The following is a 16,330-nucleotide window of genomic DNA, read 5'->3' as shown; positions in this document are numbered from 1 at the left end:
CAGGGATCGCCCGGACTACTCCCGCCCCTGATTGATGCGGGCCTTCAGCTCCTTCGAGACCTTGAACACCGGAACCCGCCGCGAAGGGAGAGGAACCGGATCGCCCGTCCGAGGATTGCGCGCGGTTCGCGCCTTTCGCTCCTTGACCTTGAACGTTCCGAACCCGCGAATCTCGATATGCTCCCCCTCCCGGAGAGCCTTCTTGATCGCGCCGAGGAACTCGTCGACCGCCTCGGCCGTGTCCTTCTTCGTCAATCCCGTGCTCGTCGCGATCTGCTCCACAAGGTCCGCTTTCGTCATGACCGGCGGCCTCCTTTCTCGGTGCCCCGCGAGAAGGGGGCGAAGAAGAGTCCCTTGGTCATTCAAGCAAATCCGGCGAAACCTGTCAAGCCAAACCTACTGATTTTTCAATCGGTTCCGCCTACGCCCCGAAGGAGACGACAAGGCCCCCGAGGAGGGCGGCCCCGAGGATCGAGAGGAAGTTCACCTCCTCGTTCCCGATGAGGCCCGCCCTCTCGGCCGAGGCGCCGAGGAGGCTGTCGACGAGCGTCCCCGCGAAGCCCGCGAGCGCTGCGACCGCCGCCTCTCTCCCTCCGAGGAAGCCGAGCCCGAGACCCAGCGCGGCGAGAAGGGCTGAACCGACCGCGCCGGAGAGCGTGCCGAGAACCGTCACCCCCCCGTCCGTCCCGGGAGGAACCTCTCGAAAGCCGAGGATGAGGCGCGGGGGAACGGGGGAGAGCATGCCGATTTCCCCGGAGAGCGTGTCGGCGAGGGCGGCCGCGAGAGCCGCCGCGTACGCGGTCCGGACCGCCGCCCCTCCTCCCATCCACAGAAGAACGGCGAGAAAGGCCGGGATCCCGAGGTTCGCGATCGCATGCCGCGCTCCCCGCGGGGCGTGCGCCCGCTTGGCGATCCGAGAGGAGAGAGTTCCGAGGAGGACGAAGAGGACGAGAAGAGCGCATGCCGGAGGGCCTGCTGCGGTGAAGATGAGCGATCCGAGGAGGATGCCGGCCGCCGCCCCCGATCGGTCGAGGGAACGGGTCCGGAGCCCGAGAAGGGCGAGAAGAACGAACACGAGCAGCCCCGCGGGGAGCCGCGACGGCGCGACGTCCCACGGGATCTCGGTACCGCCCGCGAGATGCCCGAGAAGCACACCGGGGAAGAGGGCGACCGGCAGGTTGTCCCCGATCCGGGTGGGAAGGCTCTCGATCGCCGCGCCGAGAAGGACGGGGGCGAGGAGAAGGGGAACCGCCCGCCCGATCGGGGTCGCATCGACGAGGGCAAAGGAGAGACCTGCCGCCGCGAGGCCGGCGACAAGAAACGCCGCGCTCCCCACGGCCGTCTTCCGGGCGTTCCAAGGGAGGCGAGGCCCGCCGATTTGCCTCCCCGCGGTGTTCGCCGCCGCGTCCCCTGCCGCGAGAAGGGCGACGGCCGACGCGGCCACTCCGGGCCTCTCGGGAAACGCGGCGAGGAGAAGCCCCGCCGCGAGCGGAAACGAGGAGACCGCGAGGGAGAATCGGACCCATCCTTCCCCCGGACGGGCGAGCCGGGAAAGAAGAAACGGTCCCAGCGCCCACACCGCCCCGAGGGCGGCGGCGGAGAGCGGAAGGAGCACGTCGACAGGAAGAAGCCGGAAGATGGGGACCGCGACGAGAACGCCGGCGTGCGCCAGCTTCCTCCGACCTTCCCCTAGTCCCCCGCCCGAAGATCCCAACCTTCCTCCTCTGCAGTGCGCGCGATCCGGTCGATCAGGTACGCGTGGACCGCCCGGTTCCCCGCCACGAGCTCCTTCCGGCGGACCATCTCGTTCCCCCCGAGGAAATCGGTCACCACCCCTCCCGCCTCGCGGACGAGAAGGATCCCGGCGGCGATGTCCCACGCGTTCAGGTTCATCTCCCAGAACCCGTCGAAGCGCCCCGCCGCGGTGTACGCGAGATCGATCGCCGCCGAGCCCCCCCTCCGCACGCCTTGAACCTCGTGAACCACCCGATCGAACACCGGCACGCCGTTCGGAATCCGGTTCGAGCGGACGCAGGCGAAGCCGGTGGCGACGAGCGCCTCGATTGGCTCCCGCACGCCGCTCACGCGGATTCGTTCACCGTTCAAGAATGCGCCGCCTCCCTTCTCCGCGACGAACGTCTCCTCGAGCACGGGAACGTGCACGACCCCGACCGCGAGCTCTCCCCGCTCCTCGCGCGCGACCGACACGGAGAAGAGAGGGAAGCGATGGACGAAGTTCGTCGTTCCGTCGAGCGGGTCGACGTACCAGACCGCCTCGGCCCCTTCGGCCCGTCCCCCTCCTTCTTCGGCCACGATCCGGTCGGATGGAAACCTACTCCCGATCCGCGCTCGGAGCAGGCGCTCCGCTTCTTCGTCCGCTTCGGTCACGAGGTCCTTCGCACCCTTGAAGCGCACGCGATCCCCTCCGGCGCCGCGGAAGCGCCGAAGGAGAAGCGCACCCGCCTCGCGCGCCGCGCTCTCCGCAAACCGAGCCGTTTCTCCTCTCACTCCGGATCCTCCGTTCGCCTCACCCGTTCGGTTTCTTCTTCGATTTCGTCTCCGTTCTCTCCGCCGGTTTCCTCGCCTCCCTCGCCCTCCTCGCTCTCCCGATCGCGTTCGTTCTCTTCCCGTCGTTTCTTTCGGACGGCGAACGAGATGAGGATCGAGAGGAAGTAGAGCGCGAGGACTGGGACACCCATCAGGATCTGCGAGGCGACGTCGGGGGGCGTGAGGACCGCCGACACCACCGCGATCACGACGATCGCGTAGCGCCACTTCCGGAGAAGCCACTCCGGCTGGAGCAGGCCGACGTGTGTGAGGAGCGTGACCGCGAGCGGGAGCTGGAAGACGACCCCGAACGCAAGAAGAAGCTTCGTCACGAACGCGAAGTAGTTCCCCGCCGCGATCATCGGGCGGAGGCTCTCCGTGCCGAAGCCGAGGAGGAAGGCGACCGCGATCGGCACGAGCACAAAGAGGCCGAAGGCGGCCCCCGCGAGGAAGAGAACCGTCGAGGCTCCGACGACGAGAACGACGAAGCGTCTCTCACGCTCGAAGAGACCGGGCGCCACGAAGCTCCACACCTTGTAGAGAACGAAGGGGAGCGAGGCGAGGAAGCCGAGGAGAAGGGCGATCTTGAGGCGGAGGGTGAACGCCTCGGTCGGGCCTAGAAAGACGAGCGATCCGACCGGACGGATGAGGAGGTCGAGCCCCTCGCTCGAAAGGAACCATCCGCCGCACGCGAAGAGGGCGACGAGGGCTGCGGATTGGAGGAGAACCCCGCGGAGCTCCTCGAGGTGTTCGAGGAAGGGCATCTCCTTGCGATCGGAGCGGCCGGCCGGTCTTCGCCTCGCGGACATCGATCAGTCAAGGAGCGAGCGGACTTCGTCCAGGAACTCGCCCACATCCTTGAAGCGTCGATACACCGAGGCAAAACGAACGTACGCGACCTCGTCCAGCTTGCGGAGCTCCTTCATCACCGCCTCGCCGATCGTCTGGCTCCGGACCTCGCGCTCTCCCTGTTCCCCGATCGCCGTCTCGACCCGATCCACGAGGGCGTCGATCGCGTCGCGGGAGACCGGCCGCTTCTCGCACGCGGTGAGGATCCCGCTGACGAGCTTCTCCCGGTTGTACGGCTCGCGCCTCCCGTCCTTCTTGACGACGACGAACACCGCGGTGTCGACGTACTCGTACGTCGTGAAGCGATGCCCGCACTCCGTGCAATGCCGCCGCCGCCGCACCGCCCTCCCGGCGCGCACGCTCCGGGAATCAACGACCTTGTCGCGATCCTTTCCGCACGAAGGACAGCGCACGGCGGCCCCTCCTGTCGCGGCCTAGCCGCGGTAGAGCGGGAACAGACGGCAGAGAGCCTCGACGTCCTTCCGCACTTCCTCGAGGTTCCCCTCGTTCGCCGGGTCGGCGAGGACGCGCCCGATGAGCTCCGCCACGCGCTCCATCTCCCGCGTCCCCATCCCGCGAGTCGTCACCGCCGGAGTCCCGATCCTGATCCCGCTCGTGACGAAGGGCGACCGCTCGTCGAAGGGAACCGTGTTCTTGTTCACCGTGATCCCCGCCTGGTCGAGCGCCTTCTCCGACTTCTTCCCCGACAATCCTTTGTCGGTCAAATTCACGAGCATGAGGTGATTGTCCGTCCCCCCCGAGACGAGGCGGAAGCCCTTCGCCTCGAGCGCCGCGGCGAGCGCGCGGGCGTTCCGGACGACCCGCCCCTGGTACTCGCGGAAGGCGGGCGTCATCGCCTCGCGGAAGCAAACCGCCTTGGCGGCGATGCAGTGCTCGAGCGGCCCCCCTTGCATGCCCGGGAAGGTCGTCTTGTCGACCGCCTCCTGATGCTCCTTCTTGCACAGGATGAAGCCGCCGCGCGGGCCCCGGAGGGTCTTGTGGGTCGTGCTCGTTACGATGTCCGCGTGCGGGACCGGGTTCGGATGGAGACCCGCCGCAATGAGGCCGGCGATGTGCGCGATGTCGACCATGAGGTACGCACCGACCTCGTCCGCGATCGATCGAAAGGCGGCGAAGTCGATCGTGCGCGGGTAGGCGGAGTACCCGCTCACGATCATGCGCGGCTTCGCTTCCCGCGCGACCTTGCGGATCTCGTCGTAGTCGAGCGTCTCGGTCTCCCGGCTCACGCCGTACTGGGCAACCTTGAAGAAGCGCCCGGAGAAGTTCACCGGATGGCCGTGCGTGAGGTGCCCACCGTGCGAGAGGTTCATGCCGAGGATCGTGTCGCCGTGCTCGAGGAGCGAGAAGTAGGCGGCGATGTTCGCCGACGCGCCCGAATGGGGCTGCACGTTCGCGTGATCCGCGCCGAAGATCATTTTCAAGCGGTCGATCGCGAGCTGCTCGGCGACGTCCACGAACTCGCAGCCGCCGTAGTAACGCTTCCCCGGGTACCCTTCGGCGTACTTGTTGTTCATCGGGGTCGCGAGCGCCTCGAGAACCGCCTCGCTCGCGAAGTTCTCCGACGCGATCAGCTCGAGCTTCGTCTCCTGCCGACGCCTCTCGCCGAGGATCGCCTCCGCGATCTCGGGATCGGTCTGGAAAAGATACGAAAGCCGTCCGCCCCCCGGCGGGGCCGGCTCCTCGGTTCCCCCGTAGGAGGGGAGATCGATCCCGCGCACGCGCGCCTCGTGGCGTCCCCCCTCGAACGGCTCGGCGATCCACGTCTCAAGCGCGGCGCGCGCCTCGCCGTCGTCCATCGCGCGCCCGGAGAGGACGAGGACGTTCGCGTCGTTGTGCGCGCGCGAAAGACGCGCCGCCTCCCGGTCCGAGCAGAGCGCGGCGCGCACCCCCGTCAGGCGGTTCGCCGCCATCGACATGCCGATCCCGCTTCCGCAGACGAGGACGCCCCGTTCCGCCGATCCCTCGCGGATGCTCCGCGCGACGGCGTAGGCGTACTTCGGATAGTCGCACGGCTCCGCGTTCGGAGGGCCGAGATCGGCCGGGTCCTGTCCGAGTTCCTTGAGCCACGAAATGATTTTCTTCTTTCGCTCGAATCCGGCGTGATCACTCGCAACCGCGATCTTCATCCCGTCACCCAGCCGTCGGCTCGGCGAGCCGACCGTTCCGTTCCTTCTCGCCGCCTCGGCCGATCCCCGAGACGACCCTCTTCAAGTCCCCGCCGACGTCGAATCCCGTTCGGCCGTTTCCTTCCCAAAGAGACGCCGCTCAATCGCCAGCCACCCCTTCGCGAGCGCCTCGCGGATGCCGCGAACCGTCTCTCGGTACGCCTCCATCGGGCCGCCGATCGGATCGGGGAGGTCCTTCCCCGCGCGGGGATTCGAAGGGGGAAGGAGATCCCGAAGGAGAAGGATCTTCGTGTCCGCCTCGGGCGCGAGGGAGAGAACGCTCGCGCGATGAGCGCGCGTCATGACCACGATGAGATCGCTCGCGCGGACGAGCGCGGTCGTCAACCGGCGCGAGCGGATGCCGCCGATGTCGATCCCGTTCTCCGACGCGACCTCCTCCGCGAGGTCGGTCGGCCTCTCCCCGTCGATCGTGTTCGTCCCCGCGGAGAGAACCTCAATGCGGCCGGCCTGCTCCGGGGGGAGAAGGCCCCGAAAGATCCCCTCCGCCAGAGGGCTCCGGCACATGTTGCCGGTGCAAACAAAAAGGACGCGCCTCTTCTCGCCGGTCTCACCCACGATCGCCGAGCCTATCGGATGGAGAGGGGTTCGTCAAGGAAGGGACGGGGCTCGCTCGACCCGGGGACCTCTGTCGAGATTACGCGCCGGGGCTCGGTGCCGGGCGGTCAGATAGTGATCGATTCGTAGCTCCTCACCGGTCGCGGCTCCCGGTACGGAGAGTATGCTCCAAGGGGTCTGAGTTACGGCCGTAGTGCAACCCCGGCGCCCTGACGGATAGACTTTTCGCTTGCCGGAGGAGTCCGGATGCGGCTTGTTGGGCAGCATTTGCCCCCTCAGTGGTTTTCGAAATCGTTGTAGGGTGTCTCCAAAACCGTCGCCACACAGATCTCGAGAAGAGCCTGCCGGGTGGGGCCCTCTTCCTCTACGAATCGCAAGTCCATCTTCCTGATTCGGTCTTTCGCCCTACTGAAGACAGGGCCAAACCCGGGGTCACTCTCGAGATCGTCTCGAGACCCAGAAGTCGTGTATGAGGCCTGAGTGCGTCCCGTTTCTTTCCGAGCGATTCGGAAGGCCAAGGTGGCCTGATTGTGACTACTGCTTCTGCGGCACTGGCTCTGAATGCGACCCTTCAAGTTGTTCGTGCGCCCAACGTACAGATCACTCCCGCCGTCGGAAAACAAGTACATCCCCCGCCTCGGCAAGGCGGAAGGCAGTGTGTCCGGACGAACCGGTGTCTGCTGCATGAGTTTCTGAAAGCTCAGTTCCAAGCATTCCACGGTTCTCGCAAACTTCGGGTTCACGGTTCGCCTCCAACGGCTGCCCGTGGTGCCACCGCGAGGTGGCGGGCCCACTGCTCTGCTTCAGAAGCGGCGCGCAGCCCTGGCCACTCGTCCATTAGTTATCCCGCCTCGAGTTCCTTCAGGGTCTTCCCGTCTTTCGTTTTCCAAGCAACGAGTCCATTGGCAGAGCCGCCGTGAATCACGGTCGCGGCAGCGCTAGCCTCGACTATGCACGCGTTTTCGTCGCGAGGATGCGGAGCTAGGGCCCGAGAGGCCGACCTGGACGAGCCGCTCCCGGAAACGTAGTCTCGGCACTACGTTGAGGAAGCGGCGACGGAAGGGAGGCCTCGTAGGCGTCTTCTCGCGCGACCGAGGCGGGCACCCGTCCCGGAGGGACCGGTCGCCGAGGAAGCTCCCGGAGCGCGGAAGCGCGAAGGGAGATCCGCGGCCGCAGTAGGAAACGCGTGCATAGTCCAGGCTAACTCGCTCCGCGGCCCGGCCACCGCTTTGCCGATCCAGTTCACGAGCTCAGCAGCGCGCATGCGCTTTGCGTCACCGTGTACGAGAAAAAGCTTGATGGTTGCGCTCAACATCTCTCACTCCACTTGCTGCTGCCGCTCAGCAGCCGCATCGCGCAAGAAACACTACCAACGTGTTCCCGAAGAGAGGTTCCAGGGGCGCGCTCGACTGCCGCAGCGAGGTCCGCGCTGACGCGCCACTCCTCGCCAAGAGCCTCGATGTCTGCATGGTCATTCCTCCTGCCGACCGCGCGCTTGTTCGCGATCAACATATCCCGCCCAATGAAGTGCACAGGGACGTTCGCCATAGCTTCCACAAACCCTGGACCCGGCCCACAACCAAATACTCAATCCAGTGTCTGTTGAACAACTCGATCAGTTCTCTGAAGTCTGGCTGAACATCCACGGACCCATCGCCTGAGCATCTCGACGGCCGCCAGGCGCTCCGCGGGCGATCGCCCCACCCAATACACCAGATCTCGCCGCGCGGCGGCAGGATCACCCAGCACGTGCCTTTGGACGACCTTACCGATCATGGTTTCATCCTAGCATCTTCTCGGAGACCGAAAGACCGCGGCTCGCCGACAGCTCGTGCGCAGCTGCCGCGTCCGACGAGACGCACGCTCACCCTCCCCTCGCCATCTGAGCCACCAAGGCGCGGTATGCCGCGGTGATGCAATGACCTCCTTCCCGACGCGAAGGCATCGATGCGACGCGGTCATAGACTGCATGTCCGCGCCACAAAAAGGAAGAATGCTTAATACATCACCGAATGATCCGGACGCTAACGCCAAGCCCGTTCTCGAGATCGCCTTCTCGGACCACCCTGGCCAGAGCGCGGAGACTCATCGGCTCTCGCGGCCCCGCTGCCTCTCGGTCGAACACCCGCCCGCCACCCTTCACGTTTGTCAGATCACACGAGCCGCGGAATCTCCACCATTGCTTCGACCCTTACCGGCTCCGTCGCAATCAGCCTGCGACGATCACCCGCGGCCCTCCCCTCAAGCTCGTAAGCATACTGCACTTCAACGAGGGCTTCGAAATCGGTGTCGAGCGAGCCGAATCGTTGGTCGATCTTGAAGAATTCACTAAGGGCGTCGATTGATGTCAGCAACCAAGACATGCCATACGTTGCGACACCCGAAAAGCCCGAAAAGATGATCACCTTGTGTTCCCTTGATGCCCGGACAAAGGGATTGTCGCACACGACCAGGACTCCATAGGTCGTGCCGAGACCGTCCTCTTCTATCACGCTGAACTGCTTGTCGGTTTCGATCCACTTCACGCCGACCTCTTCATCTTCGGTCTTGAGCCAGTAGGTCGAACTCGGTGCCTTCATCTCCGCTTTAATAAGGGCGAAACCTCTTCGCTTTTCCCGCCCCCTCCTCCCCAACTTGTCCGTGCCTTCGGCAAACGACTGCGTCCCGTGCAGTTCAGCCAAGACGATCTCGGCGAAATCGCTGACATCCGGCGAACCGATAACCACGCAGTCTTTGTCTTCCAGCTGCCGCATGAGGCCGGCGACGCGGTGTCCCAATCTCGCTCCCGTCAAGTCCTCCGCAGCAAGCTTGGCCACCGGATCCTCGATTGTGACCTTCGTGCCTGGGAAGTTCTCGGCGAAGAAGTGTGTGATCTGAAGCACCGTCTGGTAGTCCCAGCGATCGATGTTGGTACGTCCTCCGGAACCCCTGTGTTTCTCCGGGGGCACATCACGGCCGCACGTGAAGATGTGCAGGTGACCGTGACGGGAAAAGGGCTTCCAGAATCTCGTTTGCCCGTAGTGCCCGAACGCCTCCCGGACTTTCTTGGCGGCTGATTCGCACTCCGCCTCCAACTGGGAAGCCAGCTTGTCGCGCTCATCGCGAGCCGATGTCTTTTCTGCACTAAGGAACCTTATAAGTTCCGCAACGATATCCCGGACGAGTTCATCCTCGTCTTTGTCCCAGAGAAAGTCACGCAGAATCGCCGGAAGATGCGCCCCCGGCTGCGCCGTCCTCGTGAGAACAAACATCTTCCTTCGGTTGTCCCGTGAGTACGCTCCCTCAAAGAACCGCTGTACCTCTCGATTGACCCACGCGGAAGCCATGACCGACCGGGAGGCATAGAGCGCGAAGAACCGGCACCTCGTCACCTTTTCGAGGAGGGTCTGCTCCCATCTGTCGCCTCTCGCGAGATCCTTCAGAGCGTCGTCAGCGACGAAGCTCGAGATCCGGTACTCGTCCCAGAGCCTTCGTGCGAGTTGGCGAACGTGGTGCAGGTCCTCGCTCGCGTAGCTGAAGAATACTTCCTCGTCAAAACTTCCATCTCCGGCCATGACATCCTCCTTGCAGCTGGACACGCAGGCGGTAGGTGGTGGAGCGAGCATGACGCCGGTCCCGAACCGCAGGCGACGTCTGTCTTCCCTTGCTGATGACGATAGGCGCTTCAGGCTCCGACCTTGAGAACTCCCACAGCTCTCCACAAACACGCACGACGATCCGGCTCTTCAAGCACCGCTTCATCAATCCCATCATATTACAGCTTTCTACGCGAAACGACAGGATGCCTTCGTGATGGAGGAATGCTGACGATCCGAAACCTCATGAGGTACTGCCACACCTCCCTCTCGGTTCTTTTCGTATGCTTGTATCCCCTCCCTGCAACGCCGTGAACTTCTCTCCCGCATCCCCCTACGGAAACGGCGCGGCGCCGCGGCGCAGAACGCGCGGAGGATCGGCGGTGGCATCGACGATCGTGGAGGGGAGACCGGTCGAGGGGAAGACGGGACCGGTGACGAGGAGGTCGAGACGCTCGCCGAAGAGAGCGCGGAGCTCCTCCGGCCCACGCACGGGGGCGCGGCCCGCGCGGTTCGCGGACGTGGAAAAGAGCGGGCGACCCGCCTCGCGCACCCACACGCGGACGACCTCGAGGTCCGGCACGCGCACTGCGACCTTCCCCTCGTAGGCGGCGGCGCAGTCGTCCCGCGCCGGAAGAAGAAGGGTGAGCGGGCCCGGCCAGTGCTTTCTCGCCGCCTCTTCGGCGCTCGGCGGAAGCGACGCCGCCACCTGGCGCCACCTGTCGACATCGTCCAGAAGAAGTAGAAACGGCTTCCCCGGCGGGCTCCCTTTCGCCGCGGCGATGCGAGCGGCGACCTCCCGATCGAGGCCGTCCCCCCCGATGCCGTACATCGTCTCGGCGGGATACGCGAGAGTCCCCTTCGCTCGAATCGTCTCGAGCACGAGACCCAGGCCCTCGCCCGAAGAGGCCTCCTCGATCGCGATCTCGCGCGCGCTCACTGCGTGCGCTCCTTCGCGCCGCTCTTCATCGAAGAGGTTCGCATGCGAAGCAATCGTCCGCGGAGACCCGGATCGTGAAGAGCCAGAATCCGCGCCGCGAGGAGCGCCCCGTTCTTTCCGCCGGTCTCGCCGAGCGCGACCGTCCCCACCGGAACTCCGGAAGGGAGCTGGACCATCGAGAGGAGCGCGTCCATGCCGCGAAGCGGCCCCGCAGCGACCGGCACGCCGATGACCGGAAGCGTCGTGTGGCTCGCGACCACGCCCGGAAGAGCCGCCGCGAGCCCCGCCGCCGCGATCACGACCCGGATCCCGCGCTTCTCCGCGCTTCGCGCCCAGCGCCGCACCTCATCAGGATTCCGGTGCGCGGAAGCGACGACGATCTCGTGAGGTATCCCGAGCCGGTCGAGCATTTCCGCCGCCGCCTCGCCGATCGATCGGTCCGAGGCGCTCCCAAGAATCACGCCGACCGCGGGCTTCGCCTTCCCTATCCCTGCACGCCCGGCTTTCCGATGTCCCTTCTCCATTGTTTCCCCTCGAAGCGGATCCGATCCGCCTCGCGATAGGCGAGCGCGAGCGCTTCGTCCAGGTTCGCCCCTCGCGCCACGATGTTGAGCACCCTCCCCCCCGCGGTGATCCATGCGCCGTCCTTCCGGGCCGTCCCGGCGTGGTAGCGCCGGGTGCCGGGAAGAGGCGGCTCCTCCAACCCCTCGATGCGCCCTCCCGTGATCGGGCGGTCCGGGTACCCGGGAGCCGCGAGGACCACGCACGCCGCCGCCCCCTCGGAAACCGCGATCGGACCCTCGATCCAAGCCCCTCGCGCCGCGGCGTCGAGGCGAGGGAGGAGATCCTCCTTCACGAGCGGAAGAACCGCCTGTGTTTCCGGGTCGCCGAAACGGCAGTTGAACTCGAGCACTTTCGGTCCTTCATGCGTCAACATGATACCCGCGTACAAAATCCCGCGGTACGGACTCCCCGCGCGCGCCATCGCGCGAAGAACAGGACGAAAGACATCGTCCTCGATCGTCCGAAGAAGGACCGTGTCCACGCCCGGAACCGGGGAGATCGCGCCCATCCCCCCGGTGTTCGCGCCCGTCCCGCCGTCCCCGATCCTCTTGTAGTCGCGCGAGGCGGGGAAGAGCGCGAACGCCTCCCCCTCGACGAGCGCGAGAACCGAGAGCTCCTCCCCGCGGAGGAACTCCTCGAAGAGAAGCGTTTCCCCGGCCCTTCCGAGCGCCTTCTCCTCGAGAAAGCGGCGGGCGGTTTCGAGGGCTTCCTCTTCGGTCGCCGCGAGGACGACCCCCTTTCCGGCGGCGAGACCGTCCGCCTTCACCGCGACCGGAAGACCGATCGCCGCGAGGGCGCGCTCCGCCTCGGCGAGAGAGCGGACGAGCATGGAGCGCGCGGTCGGTGCGCCGCTCTCCTCAAGCACGCGCTTCGCGAAGACCTTGCTCCCCTCGAGTCGCGCCGCGCCGCTCGAAGGACCGAAGAAGCCGCGCCCGGCCCTCGCGAAGAGATCTCCCGCCCCCGCCACGAGCGGCCCCTCGGGTCCCACGAGCGTGAGATCGATCTTCTCGCGCTCCGCGATCGAGAGGATCTCCTCGGGCGAGAGGCCGGCCCCGCACGCCGGCCGCGCGAGGGGCGAAAACCCCTCCCGCCCCGGATAGGCGAGAAGGTCAGTGACGCCCGTCGAACGGGAGAGCGCGTCGATCAGCGCGTGCTCCCTGCCGCCGCTACCGACCACGAGAACGCGCACGGGTCTCCTTCCACGCGGAACGAGATCGCTCTCGGCCGCCGTGGATCTCGGTCTTCTATGGAACGAGTCGCCGCCCGCCCTCGCTCGCGAGCGCACGGATACTTTCGGCTTAACGGAAGATCCAGGCGAACGTGAAACGGTGCGTGTTGCCGAGGTCCCCCATCGACGCGTAGGCGTAGTCGATGCGGTACTCGCGCACACGGCCGAAGCCGACGCCGAACGCAAGCCCGGCGAGATCGGACGCCCGCTCGCCGTCGCGAAGATCGCTCCCCTCCGTCCGGTATCCGGAGCGGACGAAGAAGTCGGTCACCGGCTCCCATTCGGCGCCGACGTGCCACTCGGTCCCGCGATCGACCGACCAAGCAGACTCCCCCGCGAGAAGAAGCTTCCGGTCGATGAAGGGATGCGCGAGACCGAACACGATCTCCGTGGGGAGAGGATCGACCTCGCCGACGTAGGCCGCGCTCATCGTTCCCGCGTTCCTCACCGCCGCCGCGACGCGCATCCTCCCGATCAGGTCTCGGATGAGCAGGCCATAGTCCGACGTGAACCCGTACGCGGTCGCCTCGTCGATCGTTCCGGTCACGACCCCGCCGGTCATGCCGAGCGCGATCCTCGACGTCACGCGGAGCGCGAAGGCCGCCTTGAAGCAGAGGTCGGTGGAGGAGAACTCGCCGAGGCCCTCGCCGGTCGGGTTCTCGACCGTCGTTCGAGGGATCCCGCCCACCGTGAAGAAGCGGACCGAGAGACCCCAAGTGAAACGCCTTCCGACCGGCTGCGCGAACGAAAGCGAGCCGGCGTGCATGTCGGAGAGGTACTTGAGGTAGCCGGACGTGAGCGTCGGATGGTTGGGGACCGCGAGCCCGGCGGGATTCCACTCCGCCGCCTCGGCTCCGTCGGCGACCGCCGAGTAGGCGTCCCCCATGCCGGTCGCCCGCGCGTCCACGCCGATCCGAAGAAAGGGGAACGCCCGCGTTCCGAGCTGATCGCCCGCAGGCGCGATCCCCGGCGCGAGAAAGAGAAGAGCAAGCGCGGCGGCGCGGGCCCATCGATGCGTCGACAAGAGGACCTCCCTTTCCGTCGAACCGTATACCATCCCGCGCGCTCTTCGTCAACTCCGGCCGCCCGCAAACCGCCCGCGCCCCCCGGAACCGACTCTCCGCGGGAGGGGTTCCAGCGTTGAGCGAAAGGGCCGGCGCCGCGCCCGCCGGGACGATTGGGAGCGCGGCTTGACACAGGTTCCGGGACCTTGCTACGGTCGGCGCCGTTGGGGACCGAAAGATCCTTCTTCTCGATTCGGGAGGTGCGAAGCATGAAACGGTATCGATTCCCCCGCTTGCTCGCCGGTTCGATCGCGCTCCTCGCCGCCGCGACCTTCGCCGGCGCGGTGAGCGACGAGGCCTTTCAGCTGAACGAGGAAGGTCTCGTGCTCCTCAAGGCGGGAAAGCACGCGCAGGCGAAAGAGAAGTTCCTCGCGGCGGTGGCCGCCGACGACGTCTACTCGGAGGCTCGCATCAACGCCGCGCGCGCGGCCGAGATGGAAGACCCGCCCGACTGGGAGACGGTCAAGACGCAGTACCTCACGGTCCTCACCTACGAGCCGGAGAACATCGACGCGCTCGTCGGGATCGGCGAGTACTACGTGAAGACGCCGAACCCCGAGGAGGCGAAGCCCCACCTCGATGCCGCGCTCAAGCTGGACCCCAGGAAGGCGTCCGTTCATTTCGCGCTCGGGAACATGCACCACAAGATGAAGCAGACCCAGCCGGCGAAAGCCGCCTACGAGAAAACGGTCGCCGCCGATCCGCGCGGCTTCCCGCGCGCGTATCTCCGGCTCGGCCTCTACGAGTACGACGCCGGCGAGAAGACCAAAGACTTCACGAAAGCGACCGAGATCCTCGAGAAGTACGTTCTCATGGAGGATGACGCCGAGGGGCTCTCGACCGGACGCAGCCGCCTGGGCGCCATCTACATCCAGAAGAACGACCCCAAGAAGGCGGTGGAGCATCTCGAGAAGGCGAAGGAGCTGAACCCGGCCGACCCATGGGTCTACTACTACCTCGGGGAGGCGCACACAAAGGCGAGGAACTTCACGGCGGCGGAGAAGGAGTACCTCGCGTGCATCGAGAAGGACCCCAAGTTCGGCGAGGCGCACTTCAAGCTCGCTGTCCTTTACCAACAGGACGAGCAGGACGAGAAGGCGATCCAACACTACAAGGCCGCCGCCGCCGATCCCGGGTTCAAGCAGAAGGGTCAAGCGGCGCAGATGGCGCAGCAGCTCGAGGAATACTTGAGAAAGGTGCGCGAGGAGACCGGAGGGGAGTAGCGGGCGCTCCGCGGCGTGCTCGAGAGAGATGCTTCCCGGGCCGATTTCAGAAACATCCGATCCCGAACACCGCCTCCCGGGCGAACCGCCGAGGCGGGGGGTCGAAAAAAGCGCAGGAAGACGCGGGTTTCCCGCGTTTTTCTGTTGACAGCCATTCCCCGAGGTGCGTAACGTACGGTCGGTTTCCAAATCCTAACCTTTCGCCCAGGGGGTGAGCCGTGAACAAAGGAGAACTGGTTCAGCAGGTCGCGAAGATGACGAAGCTCTCGCAGCGCCAGGCGCGCGAGGTCGTGGATGCCACCTTCGACACGATCAAGAAGAACACGAAGAAGGGAACCGTCCAGCTCGCCGGCTTCGGAACATTCGCCATCTCGCGCCGCAAGGGCCGCATGGGCCGGAACCCGCGCACCGGAGAGGCGATGAAGATCGCCCCGAGCAAGACGGTGCGCTTCAAGGCGGGGAAGGAATACAAGTCGATGCTGTAGGCTTCGCCTCGCATCACGCCCGGCCGCGGAAGAACACGCCGCGGCCGGTTTTCTTTTTGTGTGAAGCTCTGTCCGCAGCGCTCACCGGTCGGCGGAGACGCCGTCCGACTCGCGGGCGCCGTGCGGAGCGCTCGGCTCGAGAAGGTGCCCGGCGCGCACGTCGAGGAGCGGACGAACCGATCGTTCGAGAAGGAGAAGCCCCGTCTCCTTCTCGCGCCGCGCGACGAGGCCGTCCCGGGTCTCGAAGATCTCCGCCGCTTCCGCGCCGGCGGCGATCCGCCAGGCCGCGCGCTCGGGGAGCTCGATCGCGCCGGGCGGTAGAGCGCCCGCCGCCTCGATCGACTCGAGCCTCCGAAGAAACGCCCGCGCGTGCGCCGCGAAGGCGGGAAGGGTTTCCCCGTCCATCGTGAGAAGCCAGCCGCCTTCCTCGCGGCGCGCGAGGTCGAACGACGCGTCCTCCGAGCGGAAGGAGACTGCATCCGCTTCGAGCGGGCTCCTCGCGAAGAGACGCCGGTCGACGAGACGGTCGATCCGGACGACGAGCGAGTCGACCGCGTGAAGCGGAACTCGGAAAGGGTTCTCGCGATCGCTCGCGGCGCACTCCGCGAGAGACGTCCCCTCGATCACCGCGCCGATTCGAAGAGAGACCTCCCCCTCCTCCCAGACAACGCGAAACGAAAGTTCCTCCTCCCCGGGCCGAAAGGGGAGCGAATCCTGGAACGAATGGATCGCTTCGAGGCCAAGGAGACTGAGAAGACCGCCGAGCTCGGGCGCGTTCGCGCGCACGTCGAGCTCCTCGATCCGCCAGCGGTTTCTCACCTCTCTACGAAGCGTTCTCGTCTCGCCCCCTCGGCGAACGACCAACCTTTCCGCCGTACGGACCGGGAATCGGAGAAGAACCCGGTCGCGCACGCGGTCGAGAGAGAGCGTGGCGGCCGGGAGAAGCGCGTTGTCCGCGAGAAGGACCGCGCGGGCGTGCGGGCGGAGAACATAGACCCCGTCCGCCGTCGGGTTCCGCGCGCCGATCGACGCCGTCTCCTTCGCGACCGCGATCGTCCCCGCCGGCGGATCGAGCCCGTAGAGGGCCGGATCT

The 16,330-nt window shown here is 66.2% G+C and carries 16 protein-coding genes; 2 read left to right on the top strand and 14 right to left on the bottom strand.

The window, feature by feature from the left end; all coding sequences use genetic code 11:
• Nucleotides 1-15: 15 nt before the first annotated feature.
• From FJY73_01145 to FJY73_01085, 13 genes are all read right to left on the bottom strand, one after another.
• Nucleotides 16-300, bottom strand: coding sequence for an integration host factor subunit beta (locus tag FJY73_01145; protein MBM3319271.1), 285 nt, complete (start codon nt 298-300; stop codon nt 16-18).
• 121 nt (nt 301-421) lie between these two features.
• A complete protein-coding gene (locus FJY73_01140) occupies nt 422-1,714 on the bottom strand; it encodes a DUF92 domain-containing protein (GenBank protein ID MBM3319270.1) in 1,293 nt (430 codons plus the stop codon).
• Nucleotides 1,690-2,508, bottom strand: a complete 819-nt coding sequence (locus FJY73_01135) for an inositol monophosphatase (GenBank protein MBM3319269.1) — start codon at nt 2,506-2,508, stop codon at nt 1,690-1,692. Before FJY73_01135 ends, FJY73_01140 begins: the two co-directional genes overlap by 25 nt.
• The gene (gene tatC / locus FJY73_01130) at nt 2,505-3,311 is read right to left on the bottom strand and encodes a twin-arginine translocase subunit TatC (GenBank protein MBM3319268.1); all 807 of its coding nucleotides are present in this window, start codon (nt 3,309-3,311) and stop codon (nt 2,505-2,507) included. The genes FJY73_01135 and tatC overlap by 4 nt, the downstream gene beginning before the upstream one ends.
• A gap of 48 nt (nt 3,312-3,359) precedes the next feature.
• Nucleotides 3,360-3,809 (bottom strand): transcriptional repressor NrdR, encoded by a 450-nt coding sequence (nrdR, locus tag FJY73_01125; protein ID MBM3319267.1) that lies wholly within the window; start codon nt 3,807-3,809, stop codon nt 3,360-3,362.
• Nucleotides 3,810-3,830: 21 nt separating this feature from the next.
• Nucleotides 3,831-5,543: a ribose 5-phosphate isomerase B gene (rpiB, locus tag FJY73_01120; protein MBM3319266.1), complete on the bottom strand. Its 1,713-nt coding sequence runs from the start codon at nt 5,541-5,543 to the stop codon at nt 3,831-3,833.
• A gap of 81 nt (nt 5,544-5,624) precedes the next feature.
• Nucleotides 5,625-6,158 carry a low molecular weight protein arginine phosphatase gene (locus FJY73_01115; protein ID MBM3319265.1) on the bottom strand — a complete coding sequence of 178 codons (534 nt, stop codon included), beginning with the start codon at nt 6,156-6,158 and terminating at the stop codon, nt 5,625-5,627.
• Nucleotides 6,159-6,999: 841 nt separating this feature from the next.
• A complete protein-coding gene (locus FJY73_01110; GenBank protein MBM3319264.1) occupies nt 7,000-7,110 on the bottom strand; it encodes a DUF4357 domain-containing protein in 111 nt (36 codons plus the stop codon).
• Between the two features lie 1,201 nt (nt 7,111-8,311).
• Nucleotides 8,312-9,712: a toll/interleukin-1 receptor domain-containing protein gene (locus FJY73_01105; GenBank protein ID MBM3319263.1), complete on the bottom strand. Its 1,401-nt coding sequence runs from the start codon at nt 9,710-9,712 to the stop codon at nt 8,312-8,314.
• A 355-nt stretch (nt 9,713-10,067) separates the two neighbouring features.
• On the bottom strand, nt 10,068-10,673 hold the full coding sequence (locus FJY73_01100; GenBank protein ID MBM3319262.1) for an L-threonylcarbamoyladenylate synthase: 606 nt from the start codon (nt 10,671-10,673) through the stop codon (nt 10,068-10,070).
• Nucleotides 10,670-11,197: a 5-(carboxyamino)imidazole ribonucleotide mutase gene (gene purE / locus FJY73_01095; protein ID MBM3319261.1), complete on the bottom strand. Its 528-nt coding sequence runs from the start codon at nt 11,195-11,197 to the stop codon at nt 10,670-10,672. Before purE ends, FJY73_01100 begins: the two co-directional genes overlap by 4 nt.
• A complete protein-coding gene (purD, locus tag FJY73_01090; GenBank protein ID MBM3319260.1) occupies nt 11,158-12,426 on the bottom strand; it encodes a phosphoribosylamine--glycine ligase in 1,269 nt (422 codons plus the stop codon). The genes purE and purD overlap by 40 nt, the downstream gene beginning before the upstream one ends.
• 109 nt (nt 12,427-12,535) lie before the next feature.
• Nucleotides 12,536-13,489, bottom strand: coding sequence for a PorV/PorQ family protein (locus FJY73_01085; protein MBM3319259.1), 954 nt, complete (start codon nt 13,487-13,489; stop codon nt 12,536-12,538).
• 249 nt (nt 13,490-13,738) lie between these two features.
• On the opposite strand from FJY73_01085, the gene FJY73_01080 reads away from it, so the two are divergent.
• Nucleotides 13,739-14,752, top strand: a complete 1,014-nt coding sequence (locus FJY73_01080; GenBank protein ID MBM3319258.1) for a tetratricopeptide repeat protein — start codon at nt 13,739-13,741, stop codon at nt 14,750-14,752.
• A 218-nt stretch (nt 14,753-14,970) separates the two neighbouring features.
• Complete coding sequence (locus FJY73_01075; GenBank protein MBM3319257.1) at nt 14,971-15,237, top strand: HU family DNA-binding protein; 267 nt, start codon at nt 14,971-14,973, stop codon at nt 15,235-15,237.
• A gap of 81 nt (nt 15,238-15,318) precedes the next feature.
• Here the strand turns inward: FJY73_01075 and FJY73_01070 are convergent.
• Nucleotides 15,319-16,330: DUF4340 domain-containing protein (locus FJY73_01070; protein MBM3319256.1), on the bottom strand; the 1,012-nt coding region annotated here is incomplete at its 5' end.

This window comes from Candidatus Eisenbacteria bacterium (genome assembly GCA_016867715.1).
Taxonomy (GTDB): Bacteria; Orphanbacterota; Orphanbacteria; order Orphanbacterales; family Orphanbacteraceae; genus VGIW01.
Note: the sequence above shows the minus strand (reverse complement) of the source record. Positions and strands in the feature narration are given on the sequence as shown.